The following is a 20805-nucleotide window of genomic DNA, read 5'->3' as shown; positions in this document are numbered from 1 at the left end:
GACGTCAATTGACCGTCGCAGACGCACATGGTGTACTCCAGATCATGACCGACACCGATGTGCGCCTGTGGCGACGAGTCCATATGGACCTCGTCCGCTACGCAGGCTGCGTGTGTCGCCCGTCCTTCTGAATTCGCCTTTCTCCCAGCGCGCCCTCTGCTTGGCGTGCGCTTCCGCGAACTTCCAGGACGGTAGCCGTGTCACCTTCTGTTTCTGCTCCCGCTGTCTCCCCCACGCACGCCTCCACGGCGGTGTCCGCGCCCACCGCCGCCGAGCTTCTCGATTTCGTGCGCCGCAGCGCCGCCGATCCCGAGCTCATCGCCTCGCTGCCGCTCGACCCCGAGGGACGCACCTGGGTGCGCCTCGAAGGGCCCGGCGGCAGCGAAGCCTGGCTGATCGGCTGGCCGCCGGGCACCGGCACCGGCTGGCACGACCACGCGGAGTCGGTCGGCGCGTTCCTCACCGCTGCGGGCACCCTCAAGGAGAACTCCCTCGCCGCCCGGCTGCCCACCGACGGCTGGAAGACCCTGGAGCTGTCCGAAGGCGTGGACCGCGAGCGGGAGTTGACGTCCGGCAAGGGCAGAGCGTTCGGCCAGAACCACGTACATGAAGTACTGAACGAGTCCACGAGCGAGCACGCCATCTCCGTGCACGCCTACTATCCGCCGCTACCCCGCATCCGCCGGTACAGCCGTACCGGCGCGGTCCTGCGCCTGGAGTCCGTGGAGCGTCCGGAGGACTGGCAGTGACCGAGCACTCCGTGGAAGGCCGTTCGGCAGACGCGCCCCCCGTAGGCGCAGACGCATCTCCCGTAGGCATCGACGAGTTGCTGGAGCGCGTACGGCTCGATCTCGACCGGGTCACCCCGCGGGAGGCGCGCGACATCGCGGACGCGGGAGGGCTGCTGGTCGACATCCGGTACGCGGCCCTGCGCGAGCGTGACGGTCTGATCCCCGGCGCCCTCGTCGTCGAGCGCAACGAACTGGAGTGGCGCCTGGACCCGCAGGGCAGCCACCGTGCCGCGGAGGCCGTCAGCCATGACCTGCGGGTCGTCGTCGTCTGCAACGAGGGGTACGCGTCGAGTCTCGCGGCCGTTTCCTTGCGGCAGTTGGGGCTGCGGCACGCCACCGACCTGGTCGGCGGTTTCCAGGCGTGGAAGGCGGCCGGGCTTCCTGTCGCCGCGTGAGCACGCATGGCTCGCGGCGTGAGCAGGCCCGTCTTCTTCGGTGAGCACGCGCGCGTGGGCGCCCCTTTCCGGGTCCGGTAAGGGGCGCCCACCATTGCGTGCCGGTGCTTACTCCTTGGCCGTGGCCACTGTGACGGGGCGCGGCTTCAGCGCGACGCGGCCGGGGAGCGCGGTCGCCGTGAGGGCGAGCAGTGCCGCGACGGCGACCACGGAGACGTACACCAAGGGCGTGACCGAAGGGGCGGCTGTGCCCGTCATGCCGACGCTGAAGGCGGTCAGGACGGCGAGCGCGATGCCGCTGCCGATGGCTGTGCCGATGAGCAGGACGGACAGCGCCTCGGTGCGCAGCATGCCCAGGACCTGGCGGCGGCTCGCGCCCGCGAGACGCAGCATCGCGAACTCCCGGATGCGCTCGGATACGGACATCGCGAGGGTGTTGACGACGGCGATCGCGGTGAAGGCCAGGATGAGGCCCATGGCCAGGTAGTTCACCTCGGCGTTCGCCTCCTGACGCTCGGCCTGGAGATTGTCGGCTGCCGCCGGGTCGAGGACCCGCACGGCCGGGAACTTCCCGACTGCTGCCGCGAGTTGTTCCTGCGTGCGGTCGCTCTTGATCAGGACCGTGGCGGCGAGCGGGTTGTCGACGTGGCGGGCGACCAGGTCGTGCGCCATGGTCAGATCTCCGAAACCGAGCCCGCGCGCGTACACGGCGCTGACTTTGAGCGCGCTCTTCGTGCCGTCGCCGAGCGTGAGCTTCAGCGTGCTGCCGGGCCGCAGGCCGAGCCGGTCCGCGGCCAGTTCGCTGACGGCGACGCTGCCCTTGCCGAAGCCCTTCAGGGATCCGGCGGTCACGTCCGGGTCCCAGGTGCGGGTGAGACCGGTCGTGCTGACCCCCTGCGCCGGGTACTTGTCGAGTCCTACGCGCACGGTGGTGCGCACGACTTCGGTGGCGGCTTCGACGCCTTCGGTCGTACGCAGCTTCTGTGCGGCCCCGGCCGGGACGCCGGGCCCCTGCGCCGCAAGGACCCAGTCGGCGCGGATGCCTTCGCGGGCCTGGGCGCGGGCCGCGTCGCCGAGGGTGGGCTGGACGAACAGGACGGTGCAGGTCATGCCGGTGAGCAGGGCGAGCGGGGTGACGGCGGCCGCCATCCGGGCGGCATTGCCGCGCAGGTTGGCGTGCGCGAGGCGGCCGCCGGGGCCGGTCAGCCGCAGCGGGCCTCGGAGTACGGCAGTCGCCGCCCTGACGACGAGCGGGCCGAGGAGCGCGACGGCGCAGGAGAGGACCACCACGGCCAGGAAGGTCACGGGCGTCGAGGCAGGCTCGGTGCGCAGCACGCTCAGCACGGCGACCAGCACGACGCCGCCGGCCAGGACGACGAGCCCGGCGATGATGCGGCTCCACGCCGGCCGGGTGCGCTCCACGCGTGCTTCGGCGAGGGCTTCGGCCGGGCGGATCCGGGCGATGCGGCGGGCCGAGAGACGGGCTGCGGCCCAGGCTCCGAGCAGCGTCGCGGCCACGGCGGCGAAGAGCGGGAAGACGCTGACGGTCCGCTCCAGGGTGGCGGGGACGGCGCCCATGTCCACGAACTTGCCGTGCAGCCAGCCGCCGAGCGGAATTCCGGCGAGCGCGCCGCTGACGCCTGCTGCCGCGCCGACGATCAAGGCCTCGCGGCCGAGGAGCCCCCGGATCTGCTTCGGGGTGGCGGCGATGGCGCGGAGCAGGGCGAGTTCGCGGTGGCGCTGCTGCACGGAGAGGGCGAAGGTGCCGACGACCACGAGGACGGCGACGAGGAGGGAGGTGCCGCCCATCGCACCGCCCATGCTGACCAGCTTGACGCGGGCGCCCGCCGCGTCCAGGAACTCCACGGGGCCACGGTCGTCGCCGGTGCTGACCTGCGCCTTCGGCGCCTTCGTACCGGCGAGGGCGTTTGCGACCGCCTTCTTGAGATCAGCCGTCCCGGTGCCCTTCGCCGGTACGACGCCGAGGGTAGTGATCCGGCCGGGATGGGCGGCGAGCCGCTCGGCCTCTGCTGCGGAGAAGAACAGGGACGTCTGGTGGGCGAGGTCGCCCCCGGCAGGGGCCGCGACGCCGGTGATGCGGTAGGAGCGCGGGGCCTGTGTCGACTGGACGGTGAGGCGGTCGCCGCGCTTGAGGCGGGCGCGCTCGGCGAGGGCGCGGTCGATGACGAGGTCGCCGGTGGCGCGCGGGGCCGCTCCGTCGACGAGGCGGAAGGGCGTCAGGGCGGCCGACTCCCAGGCGTGGCCGTACGCGGGCCTGTCGGCGGGGTCACCGGCTCCGGGGGCCAACGGCACGGCGAGGAAGGTCAGTTCGGGAATGACCTTGCCGACGCCCGGCGCCGCTCTGACCTTGTCCGCGACGCCGTCCGGCAGCCAGGCGCGCTCGGCGATCGGCTTGGCCTTGTGCTTGACCTTGGTCTTGCCCTTCTTGTGCTTGACGGTGGTCTTGTGGACGTTCTGGTCGGCTGAGACGACCACCGGGGCAGCGGCGTAGCGCTCGGTCCGGATGGTGCCGCGCAGACCGGTCTCCAGGAGGGTGCCGCAGGCCGTGATCAGGGCGGCGGCACACATCAGTGCCAGGAAGGCGCCGAGGAATCCGCCCTTGCGGTCCCGGACTGTCTGCAGTGCGTAGCGGAGCATCATGAGGTCGCCTCGGGCTCGGAGGAGGGGGATTCTTCGGTGGCTGCGGGCCGCCCGACGGCGGCGGGCTCGTCGGTGGCGGCGGGCTCGTCGGTCTGCTCAGGCGCCGGGAAGGCCAGGAGCCGGGTGAGCACGGTGCGGGCGTCCGCCGGGGTCTTTGCTTCGGGGCGCTTGTAGCGGTTGAGCAGGGCGATGTACTCCTCGAAGAACTCGCGGAGTTCGGGGAGCGTGAGCCGGATCGAGCCGCGCGAGTACGGAAACGCGTCGGCCCATTCACCGGACTCGGCGTCTGCGTCTTGCTGCAACTGCTGGAAGAGCTCCAAGTCGGCGGCGTACGAGAGGCGGTTCAACTCGTCCATGACGAGCCGCGTCCCGGCGTCCTGCTTGCTGCGCGGCGGGAAGCGCCGGTCGCCGGGGATCGCGCGCCACCAGCGTTCACGTCCGCGGCCCCCGCCCCCGGTCTCCTCGACGAAGCCGTAGCGGGCGAGTTCGCGCAGGTGGTAGCTGGTGGCGCCGGTGTTGAGGCCGAGCGCCCTGGCGAGCGTCGCGGAGGTGGCCGGGCCGTGCAGGGTGAGGTGCTGCAGCATCTGCTGGCGCCGGGGCTGCGCGAGCGCCCTGAGGACGCGGAGGTCGCTCAGCTCCTCGGGGGCACCGTCGGTCGTGCCGGGTTCCTTTGCCATGCGTACACAGTCGTCTGTGCACAGGTCCCTTTGCAGTGCGGCGGACCGGCGTCTTCGACGGGGGGTTATCCCCACCCCGGGTGCACGGAGGGGGAGTTGAGGTACGGGTGAGGCTCTGCGGCACGAGGCCTCACGGCATGAAGCACGGCAGGAAGCACGGCATGAAGCCCCGCAGAACGCGAAAGGGCCGGGCCGCGGTTCATACCGCACTGCCCGGCCCGGACCCGGGCCCCACCCCCGCGAGGGCCCCGGTCAGCTCAATCCCCGTCGTACCCCAAGTCGTCCGCGTCCTCGCCCTCTTCCTCGAGTGCCTGCCGGACGATCCGGAGTGCCAGGCCTTCCGAGTAGCCCTTGCGGGCGAGCATGCCCGCCAGTCGGCGCAGCCGCTTGTCGCGGTCTAGGCCCCGCGTGGCACGGAGCTTGCGGGCGACGAGCTCGCGTGCGGTCGCCTCTTCCTGCTCCGAGTCCAGCTGTCCGACGGCCTCCTCGATCAGCACGGCGTCCACGCCCTTCGTACGCAGCTCCTGCGCGAGCGCCCGTCGGGCCAGGCCCCGTCCGTGGTGCCGGGACTCCACCCACGCACCCGCGAAGGCGCCGTCGTTGATCAGGCCGACCTCTTCGAAGCGGGTCAGTACCTCGTCCGCCACGTCCTCCGGGATGTCCCGCTTGCGCAGCGCGTCCGCCAGCTGTTTGCGCGTGCGCGGGGTCCCGGTGAGCAGACGCAGACAGATCGCCCGCGCCTTCTCACCCGGATCCGCTGTCGGCGGCTCCCCCTTCTCGGCCCTCGACGAGGAAGGGGGGCCGCTGTCCTGTGCACCGTCACCCCGGCCTTCGCCGAAGCCGCCGCGCCGCCGACGGCCCCTGCGGCCGCCGCCCCCGCGGAGGCCGGTGCCGTCACCGGCCTGGTCGGCGCCGCCCTGATCCGCACCGTCCGCGGGGCCTCGGCCCGCGGGATCGGTGTAGTGCTCGGGGGTGATCTGGTCCGCCCAGTCCGTGCGCCGCGTCATGGATCAGCTCTTGGCCGCGGCGGCCTTGGGCTTGGTGACCTTGGCGGCCGGTGCGGGCACCGTCTTGGCGGCTTCCTCGGCCGCGCCCGCCGCGTCCTTGGCCGGCTCGGCGGCCGGCTCCTCCGTCGGCTTCACGCCGACGCCCAGCTTCTCCTTGATCTTCCTCTCGATCTCGTTGGCGAGATCGGGGTTGTCCTTGAGGAAGTTACGGGCGTTCTCCTTGCCCTGGCCGAGCTGGTCGCCCTCGTACGTGTACCAGGCGCCTGCCTTGCGGACGAAGCCGTTCTCCACGCCCATGTCGATCAGGCCGCCCTCGCGGCTGATGCCCTGGCCGTAGAGGATGTCGAACTCGGCCTGCTTGAAGGGCGGCGCGACCTTGTTCTTGACGACCTTGACGCGGGTGCGGTTGCCGACCGCGTCCGTGCCGTCCTTCAGGGTCTCGATGCGGCGGATGTCCAGACGCACCGAGGCGTAGAACTTCAGCGCGCGGCCACCGGTCGTGGTCTCCGGAGAGCCGAACATCACGCCGATCTTCTCGCGGAGCTGGTTGATGAAGATCGCGGTGGTCTTGGACTGGTTGAGCGCACTGGTGATCTTCCGGAGCGCCTGGCTCATCAGACGGGCCTGCAGACCCACGTGCGAGTCGCCCATCTCGCCCTCGATCTCCGCGCGCGGCACCAGGGCGGCGACGGAGTCGATGACGATGAGGTCGAGGGCACCGGAGCGGACCAGCATGTCCGTGATCTCCAGGGCCTGCTCGCCGTTGTCCGGCTGGGACAGGATCAGGTTGTCGATGTCGACGCCCAGCTTCTTCGCGTACTCGGGGTCGAGTGCGTGCTCGGCGTCCACGAAGGCGACGGCGCCGCCCGCGCGCTGTGCGTTCGCCACGGCGTGCAGCGTCAGCGTCGTCTTACCGGAGGATTCCGGTCCGTACACCTCCACCACACGGCCGCGCGGGATGCCGCCGACGCCGAGCGCGACGTCGAGCGCGGTCGATCCGGTGGGGATGACCTCGATGGGGTCGTTCGGCCGCTCGCCCATGCGCATCACTGCGCCCTTGCCGAATTGCCGTTCAATCTGTGCGAGGGCGGCTTCGAGCGCCTTCTCGCGGTCGGTTCCTGCCATGGGTTCCACCCGATTTGCTTGTGTCGATCGCTTCACGTCAATGACGCTAGCGCCTGCCACTGACAATCCGCCCCGACGGCCGTCCGGCCTGTGGATAACTCGGGGCGACAGCCCCGCCGAAAACCGCCGGAGCCCCAGGGATCCCCCCGCGAAAACCCCGGGAAAACGCCGCCAGGCAACCCATAAGAATGGATGTTCGATTTTGGTGTCAAGCGCACCACGCGGCGCCACCGAGAGTACGGAAGGGTCCGGTCCGCCTGGCGTACATCGGCCTTGCGGCCCTCCGTGCCGCGTCTACCGACGCCCGTCCGGCCCCGGCTCGCGGCCGTTCCCAGATGCGGTGTCAGGGCTCGCACCCGAAGCTTCCTCCGCCGCGACCTCGGCCTCCGAGCTCCCTCCCGGGTGGTTCGGTCCGCGCATGGCACGCCGCATGCGCGTCAGGAGGGACGCTCCGCCCTTGCGCCGGTGTCCGTGCACGCGCGGGTCGTCCGTGACGTCGTACCGCTTCACGTACGCCCCCAGGAAGGCCTGCAGGGTCGCGATCGCCGGGATGGAGATCAGGGCGCCGACCGCGCCGAGGAGTGCCGTGCCCGCGATGACCGACCCGAAGGCGACCGCCGGGTGGATGTCGACGCTCTTGGCGGTGAGCTTGGGCTGCAGCACGTAGTTCTCGAACTGCTGGTAGACCACCACGAAGATCAGCACCCACAGGGCGTACCAGGGATCGACCGTGAAGGAGATCAGCATCGGCAGCGCGCCCGCCAGATACGTGCCGATGGTGGGGATGAACTGCGAGACCAGGCCGACCCACACCGCGAGCACGGGCGCGTACGGCACGCCGAGTGCCTGGAGCAGGACGTAGTGCGCGATTCCGGAGATCAGCGCCATCAGACCGCGCGAGTAGAGATAGCCGCCGGTCTTGTCGACCGCGATCTCCCAGGCGCGGAGCACCTCGGCCTGCCGGGCCGGCGGAAGGACCGAGCAGAGCGCCCGCCGCAGCCGCGGTCCGTCGGCCGCGAAGTAGAACGAGAACAGCATGACCGTCAGGAGCTGGAAGAGGCCGCCGAGGACCTGCGCCGATACGTCCAGGACGCCGCTGGCGCTGTTCTGCACGTACTTCTGCAGCCAGTCCGAGTGGACCAGGCTGTCCTGGATCTCGACCCGGGAGAGCTCCGTGTGGAAGGTCTGGTTGATCCAGCTGATGACGTCGTCGAGGTAGTCGGGGAAGTCCTCGACCATGTCCACGATCTGGCCCGCGAGCATCGACCCCATGAGCGTGATGAAGCCCGCGCTCGCGATCAGGACGCCGAGGAAGACCAGGAAGGTGGCAAATCCCCTGCGCAGCCCGCGCGCGGCCATCCAGCTCACCGCGGGTTCGACCGCGAGCGCCAGGAAGAACGCGATCAGGATGTTGATCAGCAGTCCGGTCAGCTGGTGGAAGGCCCAACTGCCCAGCTGGAAACAGGCGATGAGCGCGAGGGCCAGCACCATGGCGCGCGGCAGCCAGCGCGGCATACTGGCGGCCCGCCCGGTCGGCGCCCCGTTCGGGGGTTGTGCGGGCGGCGTCGTGCCGAGCGGAGCTACGTCCTGAGTGACCTGCGCGGTCTCGTCTGTCGATGCCACGGGATCAGTCTCGCCCACGCCACCGACATTCGGCCGCCGCCCCCGCATCTTCGCCCCCGCCGGAGCCCGCCGGGTCGCCCGCGGGCGGCGAACCGTCCGGCCGTCAGCGCCTGTCGGCCGGTACGTCCATCGCCGTGCACACGGCGCGCCACACGTCCTTGGCGTCCCAGCCCGCGTCCAGTGCCTGGTGCACCGTACGCCCCCCGAGCTCCGACATCACGTGATCGCGAGCGAACGAGTCGGCGTACCCCTCTCCGAAGTGGGCAGCCATCCGCTCCCAGAAAATCGTCAACCGCATGCCTCCAGTATCACGCCCTTGAGAGTGCAGCCGGACCCCAGCGGGCTCACCGAAGGCGCTTTCCGGCCTACGGTCTGTGCATGGCCGAAACCGGAGCATCCCCGCACGCCGCGTCGTCGCCGGTCGCGCGCGCCGAGCACTTCGTCTGGCTCACCGCGCGCGTCCTCGAGCAGCGGCGGTTCGCGTACCACTTCCCGAGCGCCGCGGGCGGTGCAGGCGGCGCGGGACCCGACCCGCTGGCCGACGCGGTCGAGGGCGCCCTGGCCGCGTACGGCACCGAGGACGGCGGTTACGGATACGCGCTCGAACCGGATCTGCGTGGCCCCGTGAGCCAGCCCCTGCACGCCGTACACGCGCTGCGCGTCCTGGATTCCATCCGGCGCTGCGGCGGACAGCGGGTGGAGCGCGTGTGCCGCTATCTGACCTCGGTTTCGACGTCAGACGGCGCGCTTCCGGCCATTCATCCCAGCCAGCGCGGCTACCCTTCGGCCCCGTTCATGCCCGTGGTGGACCATCCGCCGAGCGAACTCCTGACCACCGGCCCCGTAGTGGGCCTGTTGCACCGCAATGAGGTGTGGCACGCATGGCTGTTCAGGGCCACCGACTTCTGCTGGGCGGCCGTCGAGTCCCTGGAGGAGTCCCATCCGTACGAGATCCAGGCGGCCGTCGCGTTCCTGGACGGGGCACCCGACCGCTCGCGCGCGCAGGCGGCCGCCGACCGGCTCGGCAGGATCGCGCGGCAGCAGCGTCTCGTGACGCTCGACCCCGGGCGGCTGGACGCGTATCCCGTGGCGCCCGGCTACGCACCGGGTGAGCATCACTTCGCGCACGACTACGCGAAGGCTCCGGAGTCGCTCGCGCGCGCGTGGTTCACCGATACGGAGATGGCGCGCTCCCTGGACTTCCTGGAGCAGGAGCAGCAGGAGGACGGCGGCTGGCCGCTGCGCTGGAGGCAGTGGGCGCCGAGCAGCGCCCTCGAAGCGCGCCCGATCGTCACCATCGAGGCGCTGCGCACGCTACGGGCGTACGGGAGGCCCATCTCCTGAGCCCGGTCCGTCTCCTGAGCGCGGTCCGTCTCCTGAGCGCAGCCCATCTCCTGAGCGCAGCCCATCTCCTGAGCTCGGCCCCTCTCCGGAGGAGGCCTCCTCCGCCTCTCTCAGGAGCAGCGCCGCGATGGCCAGTGCCGTGCCGCGCGGCGCCGACAGGTCGATGCCGGTGCGTTCGCCGATCTTCGCGAGACGGTTGTCGACCGTGTTGGGGTGCAGCCCCAGGGCGGCGGCGGTCGCCCTGCGCTCCTGCTGGTGGGCCAGGTGGATGCGCAAGGTCTCCAGCAGTTCGGGACGGTCGGCGACCGGGTCGAGCAGTGCGGAGATGAGGTGGCTGCTCTCGTTGCGGCGGGAGAGGTGGTACTCCAGGAGCACGTCCTCCATGCGGTGCAGTCCGGGAGGCATCCCACACGCGCGCGTGATGCGCAGTATCTCGGTCGCGGTACGGGCCGCGCCGGTCACGGCCTCGGGCCCGGCGGCGTCCACGGCGGCCACGCGTACGGGGAGGTCACAGGCCTTGCTGAGGCGGCGCGGCAGGTCTTCGGGCGGGCGGCACTCCTTGGGCACGACGACCCGTCCGCCGCCGGCCTCCAGGAGCGCGAGCACTTCCACGTCGAAGGCGTGGTCCAGGGCGGTCTGTACCCGTCGCATCCGCCGCCGTACCGCTACGGGGCCTTCGGCCGGCGCCCCGTCGAGGCCGATCGCGAGGACGAGTGCGGGCCCCGCCAGACGCAGTTGGTCGAGCAGGACGTGGCCGGGCGGCACCATGCCGTCGAGCAGGCCGCGGATCAGCGTGCTGCGCTCGGCGCGCTGTTCGGCCTCCAGTGCGGAGCGCTCGTCCAGGTAGGTCTCGGCCACGGTCCCGACGACGGCGGGGTACGACTGCAGCAGCACGTCCACGAGTTCGACGAGGGCCGCTTCCTCGCCGGGGCGTGCCGCCTCGCGCAGCGCCTGCCACAGGACGTAGGCGCCCAGAGCGTGCGTGCGCAGCAGCAGGTGCAGCGGCATGCCCTCTTCCGCGCGCTGTGCGGCCCGCTCGCGGAAGACCCGGTGGCTGCCGGGCCGGTCCGTGACGCGGCGCAGGAAGAGACGCACTCCGTGGCGTGCGGTGGCCGCTATCTCCAGGTCCTTCACGTCGTCGGGGAGTTCCGCGTATCCGGGCAGTTCCTCGAACGACTCGCGGGCCATCCTGCGGGCCAGTTCGTTGACCCCGGGCTCACAGCGCGCCGCGAGGGCCCTGGCTTCGGAGGACAGCGCCACGGTGTCTCCTCTCCAGGGGACGGGGCGGGCCGTCCGCTCTCCGGGGGCGGGCCGCGACGGTGACGCGTCACATTACCCACGGCATCTGTGCACGACGGGATCGGGTGTTCGAAGCCGCGGGGAGAGCGGCGGTCAGCCCGTGAGCGCGCGCACCCCCGCGGTGACCACCACGGCCGCCCCGATGACGACCAGGAACGGAGCGCGCAGCAGCAGGGCCACGGCGGCAGCCGCGAGGCCCACGGCCTTGGCGTCGAGTTCCAGGACCCGTCCGTCGGCGAAGGTCTGCTGAGCCGTGAGCGCGGCCAGCAGTGCCACGGGCAGCAGGGCGGCCATGCGCTTGACGAGCGGACGTTCCAGGGCGCCCGCGGGTACCAGCAGGCCCGCGAGCTTGACGAGGTAGCAACCGGCGACGGTCACGCCGATCGCGATCCAGATGTTCAACGGTTTTCCTTCCGCGGGTCGTTGCGGCGTGTGCCGTCCTCGGCGCCCGCTCTGGTGGCGCCCTTGCGGCCCTCTGCGTAGAGCACGGCCGGCGCGGCAAGCGCGGCCACCAGGACCGGCACCCCGGCGGGCAGTACGGGCAGCAGGCCGAGCCCCAGGACGACGGCGATCGCCGCCACGGCCCGCTCCGTGGTCGTACGCAGCATCGGCGCGAGGAGGGCGAGGAAGACCGCGGGTCCCGCGGCGTCCAGCCCCCATACGTCGGTGTCGCCGATGGCCTCGGCGCCGAGCGCGCCGAGCAGCGTGGTGAGGTTCCACAGCAAGTAGAGGCTCAGTCCGGTGACCGTGAACCCGATGCGGGCGGCACGCCGTGTCGGCTGTGCGAGCGAGACGGCGGTGGTCTCGTCGATGACCCAGTGGGCGGCGAACGGGCGCACCGCGCGCGGGAGGGCAAGGAGCTGCGAGAGCCGCAGTCCGTAGAACGCGTTGCGTACGCCGAGGAAGAAGGCGCCCGCCGCGGCGGTGAACGGGTTCCCGCCGCCCGCGAGCGCCCCGACCAGCGCGAACTGCGAGGCGCCGGTGAAGACCAGCAGGCTGAGCGCGCAGGTCTGCAGCACGGTGAGGCCGCTGCCTGCCGAGGTCACTCCGAAGGCGAAGCCGGAGAGCCCGACGGCGACCCCGACTCCGAGGGCGTCGCGGACCACGGCGGAATCGGGTTTCTCCGGTGTGCGGTCGCCTGTCATGTCTTCCGGGGGCCCTGCTGTCGCGTCAGCCGGGAGACCGGCTGTCATGTCTGCGGGTGTCGTCTGTTCTGCCACACGCCGGACGGTATGAGCAGGGCCGGCTCTCCGTCTTGTACGTTCTTGCGCTCGCGCTGATAGGCACCCGGCGGCACCCCGACGATCCTCGTGAAGTGCCGGTTGAGATGCGGCTGGTCGGTGAAGCCCACGGTGACGGCCGCCTCCGCGGGTGCCGTCCCCGTGTCCAGGAGACGCCGTGCGGCGCGCACGCGCGCGTCGGTGAGCCACGTGTGCGGAGGCATCCCGTACGCGTCGCGGAAGGCCCTCAGCAGGGCGAACGAGCCGACTCCCAGATCGGCGGCGAGCCGCTCCAGGCTCGGCGGGTCGGCAAGCCGCTCCTCGAGGACGTCACGCGCGCGTGCCGCGACCCTGGCGCCCGCCGTGCGCACGGCACGCTGCGGGAGGGGTCCCCCGTTCAGCCGCAGCAGCCGGGTCACGGCCACCCGCAGCAGCGTGTCGGCGGCGAGCGCGTTGCCCTCCTCCGCGGCACGCAGCACCCGGTGGACGAGAGTCACGGCGTACGAGTCATCGAGGACCGGCCGGACGAAGCCGGGGGTCCCCCGGATGGTGGTGGTCTCGGCGGCGATGGCGGCGACCAGATCCGGCGCCGGGTAGACCACCCCGTACCGCCATCCCTCGGGCACGCCTGCCCGGCCCGTGTGCATGGTGTCGGGGTTGATCAGGGCGACGGTTCCGGGCCCGGCGCGCTGATCGGCGCCGCCGTGGTGGAAGACGTCGACGCCCTCGGCGATCGCGGCGATCACGAAGTGCTCGTGGGTGTGCCGCACGAACGTCTTGCTGATGTAGTGGGCACGCAGCAGGTCGACCCCCGGCAGCTCCGCGTACCGCCAGTGCCGCGCCTGCTCCGCCGTACCTGCCATGCCCCCATTCTGCGCCAGCCGCGCAAACCCTTTTCCGCAGGTCGGCGCAGTTGTCAGTGGCGAGGTGCACGATGGGGTCATGGTCAGGTCCGCACCCGGTGCCCACAGCGCTCACAGCGCCCTGGATGGTTTCTCCCCCGCGACCCGCAGCTGGTTCACGGGGGCCTTCTCCGCGCCCACCTCCGCGCAGGCCGGGGCGTGGAAGGCCATCGGCGAGGGTTCGGACGTGCTGGTCGTCGCGCCCACGGGCTCGGGCAAGACACTGGCCGCGTTCCTCGCGGCCCTCGACCAGCTGGCCTCGACCCCGCCGCCCGCCGACCCCAAGAAGCGCTGCCGCGTGCTGTACGTGTCTCCGCTCAAGGCCCTGGCGGTCGACGTGGAGCGCAATCTGCGCAGCCCGCTGACCGGCATCCGCCAGGAGTCCGTGCGTCTCGGCCGCCCCGAGCCGGAAGTGCGGGTCGGCATCCGTTCGGGCGACACCCCGCCCGCCGAGCGCCGTGCCCTGTCCACGCGCCCGCCGGACATCCTGATCACGACGCCCGAGTCGCTCTTCCTGATGCTCACCTCCGCCGCGCGGGACGCGCTGACGGGCATCGAGACGGTGATCCTGGACGAGGTGCACGCCGTCGCGGGCACCAAGCGCGGCGCTCACCTCGCCCTCTCCCTGGAGCGGCTCGACGAGCTCCTGCCCCGGCCCGCCCGCCGCATCGGCCTGTCGGCGACGGTCCGCCCGGTGGACGAGGTGGCGCGCTATCTGTCCCCCCAGCGCAGGGTGGAGATCGTCCAGCCGCCGTCCGGCAAGGAGTTCGACCTTTCCGTGGTCGTGCCCGTGGAGGACCTCGCCGAGCTGGGCGGTTCCCCGGTCGCCGACTCCGACCAGGGCGCGGAGCGCCCCTCGATCTGGCCGCACGTCGAGGAGCGCATCACCGACCTCGTCCAGGCGCACCGCTCGACGATCGTGTTCGCCAACTCACGCCGCCTGGCGGAGCGCCTGTGCAACAGGCTCAACGAAATCGCGTACGAACGCGCGACGGGCGAGCCCCTCCCCGAAGACCACTCCCCCGCCGAGCTGATGGCCGAATCGGGCGCGGCCAAGGGCGCCCCTCCGGTCCTCGCCCGCGCCCACCACGGCTCGGTGTCCAAGGAACAGCGCGCGCTCGTCGAGGAGGACCTGAAGGCGGGCCGCCTGCCCGCCGTCGTCGCCACGTCCAGCCTGGAGCTCGGCATCGACATGGGCGCGGTCGACTTGGTGGTCCAGGTCGAGTCACCGCCCTCCGTGGCCTCCGGCCTGCAGCGGGTCGGCCGGGCGGGGCACCAGGTGGGCGCGGTCTCCACCGGCGTCGTCTTCCCCAAGTACCGAGGCGACCTGGTGCAGGCCGCCGTGGTCACCGAACGGATGCGGACCGGCTCCATCGAGTCGCTGCGCATCCCTGCCAACCCGCTGGACGTCCTGGCCCAGCAGCTCGTCGCGACGGTCTCCCTGGACACCTGGCAGGTCGACGACCTCCTTGCCCTGGTCCGCCGGGCCGCCTCCTTCGCCTCGCTCCCGGAGTCGGCGTTCACGGCCGTCCTGGACATGCTCGCGGGCCGCTATCCGTCGGACGCCTTCGCGGAGCTGCGCCCCCGTGTGGTCTGGGACCGTGTGGCAGGCACCGTCACCGGGCGCCCCGGCGCGCAGCGCCTCGCGGTCACCTCCGGGGGCACGATTCCCGACCGCGGCCTCTTCGGGGTCTTCCTCGCCGGCGCCGACCCCAAGAAGGGCGGAGGCCGCGTCGGGGAACTCGACGAGGAGATGGTCTACGAGTCACGCGTGGGCGACGTCTTCACGCTCGGCACCAGCTCCTGGCGCATCGAGGACATCACACGCGACCGCGTGCTCGTCTCCCCCGCCCCCGGCGTCCCCGGACGGCTCCCCTTCTGGAAGGGCGACCAGCTGGGCCGCCCGCTCGAACTGGGCCGGGCGGTGGGCGCGTTCCTCCGGGAGGTCGGTTCACTGGCGCGCGACGACGCGCGCGTGCGCCTCCAGGCCGCGGGCCTGGACGACTGGGCGGCCGACAACGTCCTGACGTACCTCGCCGAGCAGCGCGAGGCCTGCGGCCACATCCCGGACGACCGCACGATCGTGGTCGAGCGGTTCCGCGACGAGCTGGGCGACTGGCGGGTCGTGGTGCACTCCCCGTTCGGCGCGCAGGTGCACGCGCCGTGGGCTCTGGCGCTGGCCTCCCGGCTGACCGAGCGGTATGGCATGGACGCCCAGGTCATGCACGCCGACGACGGCATCGTGCTGCGCCTGCCCGACGCCGACCTGATGAGCCTGGACCTGCTCGACCAGGAGCCCGCCGACCAGCCACTGGATTACGACAGCGAGAAGCCCCCCGTAGGAGCGGCCGACGTCGCCTTCGACAAGGGTGAGGTCAATCAGATCGTCACCGACCAGGTGGGCGGCTCGGCGCTGTTCGCCTCCCGCTTCCGCGAGTGCGCCGCCCGCGCGCTGCTTCTGCCGCGCCGCAGCCCCGGAAAGCGCACCCCCCTGTGGCAGCAGCGCCAGCGCGCCGCACAGCTGCTCCAGGTGGCCAGCGAGTTCGGTTCGTTCCCCATCGTCCTGGAAGCGATCAGGGAGTGCCTCCAAGACGTCTTCGACGTCCCCGGTCTCACGGAACTGATGGGTGACATCGAGTCCCGCAAGGTCCGGCTCGTCGAGGTCACCACCCCCGAGCCGTCCCCCTTCGCCCGCTCACTGCTGTTCGGGTATGTCGCCCAGTTCCTGTACGAGGGCGACTCACCGCTCGCCGAACGGCGCGCGGCGGCCCTCTCCCTGGACTCCCGGCTGCTCTCCGAGCTCCTGGGCCAGGCCGAGCTGCGCGAGCTGCTCGACGCGGACGTCCTCGCGGAACTGGAGCAGGAGCTCCAGTGGCGCACGGAGGACCGCCGCATCAAGGACGCCGAAGGCGTCGCCGACCTGCTGCGCCTCCTCGGACCGCTCACCGAAGCCGAGTTGGCCGAGCGCGGCGGCGAGCCGGAATGGGCGCAGGAGCTGGCCGCAGCCCGCCGAGCGATCCAGGTCCGCATCGCCGGGACCGACCACTGGGCGGCGATCGAGGACGCGGGCCGCCTGCGTGACGCGCTGGGCACCGCGCTGCCGGTCGGCGTCCCCGAGGCGTTCACCGAGCCGGTCAAGGACCCTCTCGGCGATCTCATCGCGCGGTTCGCGCGCACGCACGGCCCCTTCACCTCCGCCACGGCCGCCGCCCGCTTCGGCCTCGGCGCGGCGGTCACCGAGGGGGCGTTGCAGCGCCTTGCCGCGGCCGGACGTGTCGTACAGGGAGAGTTCCATCCGGCGGGCATCGGCCAGGAGTGGTGCGATGCGGCCGTCCTTCGCCGTCTGCGCCGCCGCTCCCTGGCGGCGCTCCGGCATGAACTGGAGCCGGTGCCGCCCGCCGCGCTCGCCCAGTTCCTGCCCCAATGGCAGCACTTGAGCGGGCACGGACTGCGGGGCCTCGACGGCTTGGTGCGTGCCATCGAGCAGTTGCAGGGGGCGACCGTTCCCGCGTCCGCGCTCGAAAAGCTCGTGCTGCCCTCCCGCGTCTCCGGCTACGCACCGGCGATGCTCGACGAACTCACCGCCGCCGGCGAGGTGGTGTGGGCAGGATCCGGATCCCTGCCGGGCAAGGACGGCTGGGTCTCCCTGTACCTCGCCGACGCCGCGCCCCTGCTCCTGCCGCCGGCCCACCCCCTGGAGCTCACCGCACTCCACCAGTCGGTCCTGGACACCCTCTCCGGGGGGTACGGCCTGTTCTTCCGGCAGATCGCCGACCAGATCCGCGCCACCACCCACCCCGAAGCCTCGGACCTGCAACTGGCCGACGTGATCTGGGATCTGGCCTGGTCAGGACGGCTCACTAACGACACGCTCGGCCCGATGCGCTCGCTCCTCGGCTCGGGCCGCACCGCGGGCTCAACCGCCCACCGCGCCAAGCGCAGCACTCCGCGCGGGCGCTACGGCACACTGACGGCCGCCGCCCGCCCCACATCGCGTACGGGCCCGCCGACCGTCGCCGGCCGCTGGTCGCTGCTCCCCGCCCACGAACCCGACCCCACGCTGCGCGCCCACGCCCTGGCTCGCACCCTCCTGGACCGGCACGGCGTGGTCACCCGCGGGGCGGTTGCCGCCGAGGGAGTCGAGGGCGGCTTCTCTGCGACGTACCGCGTCCTGTCCGCCTTCGAGGACAGCGGGCAGGCGCGGCGCGGCTATGTCGTCGAAGGGCTCGGCGCAGCCCAGTTCGCCATGGACGGCGCGGTGGACCGGCTGCGCGCGGCGGCGAACGCCCGCGACCGTACGGACAGTGCACCGTCCGCCATGAGCTACGCCCCGCGGTCCTCGGACACCCAGGCCCTCGTCCTGGCCGCCGCCGACCCCGCCAACGCCTACGGAGCCGCACTCCCCTGGCCCGATCCGCCCACCGACGCGGGGCACAAGCCGGGTCGCAAGGCGGGCTCCCTGGTCGTCCTCGTCGACGGCGAACTGACCCTCTACATGGAGCGCGGCGGCAAGACCCTGCTTGCCTGGCCCTCGGTCCCGCAGGACGACGGCCCCGCCACCGAGGACGCCCGCCTGCACATGGCCGCCGAAGCCCTCGCCGCGTCGGCCCGGGCCGGTGCGCTCGGCACAGTCACGGTCGAGCGCATCAACGGAGGCTCCTCCCTGACATCCCCCCTCGCCCCCCTCCTGGAAGGAGCAGGCTTCCACGCCACCCCCCGCGGCCTGCGCCTGCGCGCCTGACGCACCCCCGACATGCCACCCTGGACCCCATGCCCGAAGGAGACACCATCCACCAGGCAGCCCGGCGTCTGCACACCGCCCTCGCCGGGCACACCGTCACGCTCTGTGACCTCCGTGTCCCGAAGCTCGCGACCGTCGACCTGACCGGGCGTACCGTCCTGGACGTCACCCCGCGCGGCAAGCACCTCCTCACCCGCTTCGAGGGCGGGCTCACCCTGCACTCGCACCTCCGCATGGACGGCTCCTGGCGCCTGTACGCACCGGGCGAGCGCTGGAACGGCGGCCCCGGGTACCAGATCAGGGCCATCCTGGGCACCGCGGAACGCACGGCCGTCGGCTACCGCCTGCCCGTACTCGAACTCCTGCGCACCGCCGACGAGCACAAGGCCGTGGGCCACTTGGGCCCCGATCTCCTGGGCCCCGACTGGGACCCCGACCAGGCGCTCCGCAACCTCCTGGCGGACCCCGACCGCGCCCTGGGCGAGGCGCTGCTCGACCAGCGCAATCTCGCGGGCATCGGCAACGTCTTCAAGTGCGAGATCTGCTTCCTCCTGGGCGTCACCCCCTGGCTCCCCGTGGGCGAACTCCCCGCCGAGACGGCCGCGCGCATCCCCGCCCTCTCCAAGAAGCTCCTGGAAGCCAACCGCAACCGCCCGGCGCGCATCACGACGGGCCGCGACCGCCCGGGCCACCGCCTGTACGTCTACGGCCGCGCGCCCCGCCCCTGCCTGCGCTGCGGCACCCCCGTACGCAAGGGCCAGCAGGGCGACGGCTCCCGCGACCGCCCCACGTACTGGTGCCCCACCTGCCAACCCGGCCCGACTTCCTGAACTCCGGCCCCCTCGGCTACGGACCCTGAGCTCCGGACCCCTGAGCCCCGCCCCCTGGGCGGACCCCTGAGCCCCGGACGCCGACGCCCCGCCACCCCGGACCCATCCATCCCGGGCCCATCTCCCGGCGACCAGCAGCACCCGTACACACACCAGCAACCCACACCCACCCACCAGTTGACGCCCCGTCAGATCCCGCCGTACCGTCCCGTCATGCCCCTAACGGCGTACGACCTCAGCGGACGCACGGCATTCGTCACCGGCGCGGCCTCCGGTATCGGCAGGGCCTCGGCCGTACTCCTCGCGGAAGCGGGCGCGAGCGTCCACTGCGCCGACCGCGATACCCAGGGGCTCCACGAGACGGCCACGCTCATCAAGGCCGCGGGCGGCACAGCGCACACCCATTACCTGGACGTGGCGGACCGGGCTCAGGTCGAGCAGGCCGTGGCGACCGCCACCGCGGTCACCGGCCGCCTGGACGTCATGGCCGCCATCGCCGGAATCATGCACAACAGCCCGGTCCTGGAGACCCGCGACGAGGACCTCGACCGGGTACTGAACATCAACTTCAAGGGCGTCCTGTACGCCTGCCAGGCCGCGGCCCGCGTGATGATCGCGGCAAACACCAGCCCTGCGAACGCAGGCGCCACGAGCACCAGCCCCGCCAACACCCCCACAGCGAACCCCGCCGAGACCAACGGCTCCCGCCGCCCCGGCAGCATCATCACCATGGCTTCGGGCGCCGTGGACACCGGCGGCCCCGGTCTCCTCTGCTACGGCGCGGCGAAGGCCGCCGTCGTGCAGCTCACGAAGACCCTGGCCACCGAGGTGGGCCCGCACGGCATCCGCGTCAACGCGGTCGCGCCGGGCTGGATCCGTACCCCCATGACCGACCGCCACGACAGTGACGCGCAGGCGCACACCGAAGGGCTCATGGTCCGCATGTCCCCGCTGGGCCGCGTCGGCGAACCGGAGGACATCGCGCACGCCGTCCTGCACCTGGCGTCCGACGCGTCCGCCTTCACGACGGGCCAGATCCTCCGCCCGAACGGCGGCGTCGCCATGCCTTGGTGACAGCGTCGGCACCGGCCCCCTTGCCGGCATCGGCCGCACGCCCACCGCCCCGCCGCGACCACCCCGTCCACCGCTGCACCCCCGCCCACCTCGGCAAGCGCGGCAACCGCGGCGACCGCGGCGACCGCAACCACCCCGCCAAACCGGAAGCTTCCCCAGACGCCAGGCCCGCCCGTCGAGCGCGCTCCCTGGCCAGGGCCGCGGCACTCACCGCCCGCGACTTCGGCACACAGTGCACCGGCAGCAGACTCAGCCCCCACCCACCGGCGGCGACGGCCCCCTCCAGCACCCCCGCATCAGGCGCGAGCGCCAGCCGCAGCACGCCCCACCACCAGAGCGCACCGAGCGCCAGAGCCGGCGTCCACCGCACGACTCTCCATGCCACGGCCACCACCTCCGCACGCTCAAGGCCTGTACGAGACCCGCACGAGCCCCGCTCGACGCCCGACACCCGTTGCCCCACACCCGACACCTGACGCCCGGCACGCGACACCCGGCACATGCCGCCCGATCGACGCTAGACGCCCGGCTCCACCGGACGGGAGGGCGCACCACGGCGCACACGAGGCACGACCACTGTGCCGCTGGTCGTGCGGGTGGTCGCGCCGGTGGTCGCGCCGGCCGTCCCGCCGCCTACGGCGCGATCAGCCGTTCTCCGCCTGGAACATCCAGTGATGCTTCTCCAGATCGGCGGTGATCCCGATGAAGATGTCCTGGCTCACCGGATCCGCCTCACCGGTCGCCCCGACCCGCTCCCGCATCCGCGTGATCACCGCACCCAGCGCGTCCACGAGCGTGCCCACCGCGTCGGCGTCCTTGACCCAGCCACCGGCGACGTCGCCGATGCCGCTGCTCCGCGCCACGGTCCCCGCACGGCCGTCGGGCGACACGCCGAGCGTGGACGCCCGTTCCGCCACCGTGTCGGAGTGCAACCTCGCCGTGTCGACGACCTCGTCGAGCTGCAGGTGCACGGAACGGAATCGTGCGCCGACCACGTTCCAGTGGATCTGCTTGGCCACCAGGGAGAGGTCGACCAGGTCCACGAGCGCCCCTTGCAGGGCTTCCGAGACCGTCTTCAGATCCGCGTCCGACAGAGGACTCTTCACGACATACATG

18 protein-coding genes are annotated in these 20805 nt (G+C 72.2%); 7 read left to right on the top strand and 11 right to left on the bottom strand.

Translation table 11 applies throughout. From position 1 onward, the window contains the following. Positions 1–44: 44 nt before the first annotated feature. From ACQKIP_RS16420 to ACQKIP_RS16410, 3 genes are all read left to right on the top strand, one after another. The gene (locus ACQKIP_RS16420; protein ID WP_361058708.1) at positions 45–131 is read left to right on the top strand and encodes a putative leader peptide; all 87 of its coding nucleotides are present in this window, start codon (positions 45–47) and stop codon (positions 129–131) included. A gap of 66 nt (positions 132–197) precedes the next feature. After that, the gene (locus ACQKIP_RS16415; protein WP_365858106.1) at positions 198–749 is read left to right on the top strand and encodes a cysteine dioxygenase; all 552 of its coding nucleotides are present in this window, start codon (positions 198–200) and stop codon (positions 747–749) included. Between the two features lie 11 nt (positions 750–760). Then, the gene (locus tag ACQKIP_RS16410; RefSeq protein WP_365858715.1) at positions 761–1186 is read left to right on the top strand and encodes a rhodanese-like domain-containing protein; all 426 of its coding nucleotides are present in this window, start codon (positions 761–763) and stop codon (positions 1184–1186) included. 108 nt (positions 1187–1294) lie between these two features. Here ACQKIP_RS16410 and ACQKIP_RS16405 read toward each other — a convergent pair whose 3' ends face one another. From ACQKIP_RS16405 to ACQKIP_RS16380, 6 genes are all read right to left on the bottom strand, one after another. Beyond that, positions 1295–3847 carry an FtsX-like permease family protein gene (locus ACQKIP_RS16405; RefSeq protein ID WP_365858103.1) on the bottom strand — a complete coding sequence of 851 codons (2553 nt, stop codon included), beginning with the start codon at positions 3845–3847 and terminating at the stop codon, positions 1295–1297. Then, positions 3844–4524: an ArsR/SmtB family transcription factor gene (locus ACQKIP_RS16400; RefSeq protein WP_365858101.1), complete on the bottom strand. Its 681-nt coding sequence runs from the start codon at positions 4522–4524 to the stop codon at positions 3844–3846. Before ACQKIP_RS16400 ends, ACQKIP_RS16405 begins: the two co-directional genes overlap by 4 nt. A gap of 257 nt (positions 4525–4781) precedes the next feature. Next, a complete protein-coding gene (gene recX, locus ACQKIP_RS16395; protein WP_365858098.1) occupies positions 4782–5531 on the bottom strand; it encodes a recombination regulator RecX in 750 nt (249 codons plus the stop codon). Between the two features lie 3 nt (positions 5532–5534). Continuing rightward, positions 5535–6656 carry a recombinase RecA gene (gene recA / locus ACQKIP_RS16390; RefSeq protein ID WP_365858096.1) on the bottom strand — a complete coding sequence of 374 codons (1122 nt, stop codon included), beginning with the start codon at positions 6654–6656 and terminating at the stop codon, positions 5535–5537. A gap of 294 nt (positions 6657–6950) precedes the next feature. Further along, entirely contained in the window at positions 6951–8279 is a 1329-nt protein-coding gene (locus tag ACQKIP_RS16385; protein ID WP_365858094.1) for an AI-2E family transporter, read from the bottom strand. 103 nt (positions 8280–8382) lie between these two features. Further along, on the bottom strand, positions 8383–8577 hold the full coding sequence (locus tag ACQKIP_RS16380; RefSeq protein ID WP_361197927.1) for a DUF3046 domain-containing protein: 195 nt from the start codon (positions 8575–8577) through the stop codon (positions 8383–8385). An 80-nt stretch (positions 8578–8657) separates the two neighbouring features. On the opposite strand from ACQKIP_RS16380, the gene ACQKIP_RS16375 reads away from it, so the two are divergent. After that, entirely contained in the window at positions 8658–9623 is a 966-nt protein-coding gene (locus tag ACQKIP_RS16375; protein WP_365858092.1) for a hypothetical protein, read from the top strand. On the opposite strand, the gene ACQKIP_RS16370 is transcribed toward ACQKIP_RS16375, so the two are convergent. The 4 genes from ACQKIP_RS16370 to ACQKIP_RS16355 all read right to left on the bottom strand — a co-directional run bounded on the left by ACQKIP_RS16370 (position 9594) and on the right by ACQKIP_RS16355 (position 13005). Continuing rightward, complete coding sequence (locus ACQKIP_RS16370; protein WP_365858090.1) at positions 9594–10883, bottom strand: PucR family transcriptional regulator; 1290 nt, start codon at positions 10881–10883, stop codon at positions 9594–9596. The genes ACQKIP_RS16375 and ACQKIP_RS16370 overlap by 30 nt on opposite strands. Before the next feature lie 132 nt (positions 10884–11015). After that, positions 11016–11324 (bottom strand): AzlD domain-containing protein, encoded by a 309-nt coding sequence (locus ACQKIP_RS16365; RefSeq protein WP_365858088.1) that lies wholly within the window; start codon positions 11322–11324, stop codon positions 11016–11018. Then, positions 11321–12142 (bottom strand): AzlC family ABC transporter permease, encoded by an 822-nt coding sequence (locus ACQKIP_RS16360; protein WP_427743262.1) that lies wholly within the window; start codon positions 12140–12142, stop codon positions 11321–11323. The genes ACQKIP_RS16365 and ACQKIP_RS16360 overlap by 4 nt, the downstream gene beginning before the upstream one ends. Beyond that, positions 12112–13005 carry an AraC family transcriptional regulator gene (locus ACQKIP_RS16355; protein ID WP_365858084.1) on the bottom strand — a complete coding sequence of 298 codons (894 nt, stop codon included), beginning with the start codon at positions 13003–13005 and terminating at the stop codon, positions 12112–12114. The genes ACQKIP_RS16360 and ACQKIP_RS16355 overlap by 31 nt, the downstream gene beginning before the upstream one ends. 79 nt (positions 13006–13084) lie before the next feature. On the opposite strand from ACQKIP_RS16355, the gene ACQKIP_RS16350 reads away from it, so the two are divergent. The 3 genes from ACQKIP_RS16350 (at position 13085) to ACQKIP_RS16340 (ending at position 19689) form a co-directional block, all read left to right on the top strand. Then, complete coding sequence (locus ACQKIP_RS16350; protein WP_365858082.1) at positions 13085–17785, top strand: ATP-dependent helicase; 4701 nt, start codon at positions 13085–13087, stop codon at positions 17783–17785. A 29-nt stretch (positions 17786–17814) separates the two neighbouring features. After that, positions 17815–18615 (top strand): Fpg/Nei family DNA glycosylase, encoded by an 801-nt coding sequence (locus tag ACQKIP_RS16345; RefSeq protein WP_365858080.1) that lies wholly within the window; start codon positions 17815–17817, stop codon positions 18613–18615. Between the two features lie 213 nt (positions 18616–18828). Further along, positions 18829–19689: an SDR family NAD(P)-dependent oxidoreductase gene (locus tag ACQKIP_RS16340; RefSeq protein WP_365858078.1), complete on the top strand. Its 861-nt coding sequence runs from the start codon at positions 18829–18831 to the stop codon at positions 19687–19689. Between the two features lie 644 nt (positions 19690–20333). On the opposite strand, the gene ACQKIP_RS16335 is transcribed toward ACQKIP_RS16340, so the two are convergent. After that, positions 20334–20804, bottom strand: coding sequence for a Dps family protein (locus ACQKIP_RS16335; protein ID WP_365858076.1), 471 nt, complete (start codon positions 20802–20804; stop codon positions 20334–20336). Position 20805 lies beyond the last annotated feature (1 nt).

This window comes from Streptomyces sp. NPDC059900 (genome assembly GCF_050270335.1).
GTDB lineage: Bacteria > Actinomycetota > Actinomycetes > Streptomycetales > Streptomycetaceae > Streptomyces.
The sequence above is the reverse complement of the archived record's forward strand: the minus strand, read 5'-3'. Positions and strand labels throughout refer to the sequence as shown.